We start from the raw sequence: 2,331 nt of genomic DNA on the forward strand, positions 1-2,331 counted from the left end.
AGCCCGCCACCGCCGCCATCGGGGTGACGAAGGCCGGTGCAAAGAGATCGGTCGCGTTCTGCATGCGGCGGGCCACCGCACCGCGCGGCGCCGGACCATGGGCCGCGCGCAGGCGGGGCAGCTCGGCGCAGAGCTCGTGGAGCACCGGCTCGAAGGCCTCGTGGGCCCGGCGCAGGGCGTCGCGGGCGGCCTCGGCGGGCCCTTCGGCGGTGAGGATGAGGTCGATCGGCCCGTGGGTGAGCCGCATCCGCCCGTCGCGGGCCATGCGCACGACGGGGGTTTCGTGGAAGCTCATTTCGCGGGCTCCTTGCCGACCGGCCACGGCGCGCCCTTCTTGCGGCTCTCCGAACGGCGGCCCGACAGGCGGTGGTCGCTCTGCCGTCCGGTGACACCCTTCAGTGCATCCTCGAGCGGCATGACGTAGTCCATGTGGCCGCCAAGCGCCTGGTAATCGGCGCGCGACATGGTGAACTCGATGGGCGCGACGAGGGCAGGGGTCGGCACGTAGCCGAAGGCGTTCTTCGGCATCTGCGTCACGTCGGACATGAAGGTGATGCCGCCGCCCGGCCACATCATCACCGGCGCGCCGCCGCAGGTGACGCGGGTCAGCCGCGACTGCACCGAGCGGGTGAGCGAAACCGGGTTCTCGGTCACGCCCGAGCGCAGCGACCCGCCGGCACCGGCCATGAAGAGCACCGAGGCCAGCGAGGGCTCGCAGTTTTCCTCGATGCGCTGGACCGAGGGGCGCAGCCGCTCGGGCATGTCCTTCTGCACCGGCACGAGATCGTCGTTCAGCTCGTAGTAGGCGGCGTTCTCGCCGGTGGTCGAGACCATGAGGATCGACAGGCCGGGCCACGCCTCGGGCTTCCACTTGTCGAGGATTGCCAGCGGGTCGGTGAGATCGGTGCCGCCCCAGCCGGTGCCGGGCTCGGCCACCTGGAAGTAGCGGCCCGGGGTCGAGCGGCGGCCCTTGATCTTGATGCCGGTGGGCTTCCAGCCGATGACCTTGCCGGCCTGGTGCTCGGACATGACGCCGGTGATGTGGTCGTCGACCACCACCACCTCGTCCACGAGTCCCTGCCATTGCGCCGCGAACATGCCGACCGTGGCCGAACCGCAGCCGACGCGCATGCGCTCCTCGGTCTGGCCGTTGACGATGGGCGCCTGTCCCGCGACGATTCCGGGCCCGGCGCGGTTGTCGATGCTGGGCTGTCCGCTCTCGCCGTTGCAGGGCGCGAGCAGGGCGGAGCAGGTGGCGCGGCCCTCCTTCTTGGACCCGCCGGTGAGGTGGTTGACCCCGCCGAGCGACAGCATCTGCGAGCCGTATTCCGAGGTGGTGACATGGCCGATGATCTCGCCCTCGGAGCGCACCCAGGCGCATTCCGAGCCGAGGTGGCGGTCGGTGTCGATCTTCACCTTGGCGCCGCAGTACGAGAAGATCCCCTCGGTCACCACGGTGATCATGTCCGCATCCGCGGTCTTCGAGGCCACGATGAAGGGCGCGGGCTTGTAGTCGGGATAGGTCGTGCCCGAGCCCACGGCGGTGATGAAGGCTTCGTCGCCCGAAACGATGTCGCCGTCCCATTCGCGCTCGAGGAAGGGCACAACCGGGGTGTCGGAATTCTCGAGAATCGTCAGCGGGTCGAGACGCACCAGCTCGCCGTTCTCGTTGGCGTAGCGGTCGCAGGCCCCGGCGCGGCCCTCGGCGATGTAGCACATCACCGGACAGGCATCGCAGCGAATCTTTTCGGGCTTGTCGGCGGTGCCGCGTTTCACCGGGGAGGTCTCTGCCGTCACGTCGCGCGCTCCTGTCGCTGGCATGGGGACGTCAATTCGTTTGTATACGAACGCACATGCCGGGGTTTTCTGTCAAGCGAGTCGAAACGCCGCGTGACGGCGCGCCGGGTCTGTGGTGAGATTTTCAGCAATCGCACGGGTGCCGGGCGGAAGCCTGTTCAAGCCGATTGACAGATCTCGCCGCGCCCGCCTAGCGTAACCCACCTTCGTTTGTATGCGAACGATAAACAGACATTCCTGGACTCACCCAGCGACACGCCCGGAGAATCGCCCATGTCCCTGCACCGACCCGAAACGCTGGACGACGCGCTGTCGCTCATGGGGGGCGGCGCGGCGGTCGCACTGGGAGGCGGCACCGACCTCTACCCGGCGCTGCGCGATGGCGTGCCTCCCTCCGAAATGGTCGACCTGACCCGGGTGGCGGGGCTGCGCGGCATCACCCGAGACGGCTCGGGCTGGCGCATCGGCGCGGCCACGAGCTGGACGCAGGTGGCCCGGGCCGAGCTGCCGCCGCTCTTCGACGGGCTGCGGGCC

Annotated in this window: 2 protein-coding genes and 1 pseudogene; 1 reads left to right on the forward strand and 2 read right to left on the reverse strand. The window is 69.3% G+C overall.

The window, feature by feature from the left end:
* Positions 1–295: pseudogene (locus HC022_RS24340) on the reverse strand (UPF0280 family protein); the annotation flags it as partial.
* Complete coding sequence (locus tag HC022_RS24345; protein ID WP_217704106.1) at positions 292–1,719, reverse strand: 6-hydroxynicotinate reductase; 1,428 nt, start codon at positions 1,717–1,719, stop codon at positions 292–294. The gene HC022_RS24345 and the pseudogene HC022_RS24340, both read right to left, overlap by 4 nt.
* Before the next feature lie 351 nt (positions 1,720–2,070).
* On the opposite strand from HC022_RS24345, the gene HC022_RS24350 reads away from it, so the two are divergent.
* On the forward strand, positions 2,071–2,331 hold a 261-nt coding region (locus HC022_RS24350; RefSeq protein WP_175583720.1), incomplete at its 3' end, for an FAD binding domain-containing protein.

Source organism: Salipiger sp. HF18 (assembly GCF_011806505.1).
GTDB lineage: Bacteria > Pseudomonadota > Alphaproteobacteria > Rhodobacterales > Rhodobacteraceae > Salipiger > Salipiger thiooxidans.

Bases quoted from the DNA above. Each gene is read 5' to 3' on its own strand.
- HC022_RS24345 (WP_217704106.1), bottom strand. From the start codon at position 1,719: ATGTGCTACATCGCCGAGGGCCGCGCCGGGGCCTGCGACCGCTACGCC.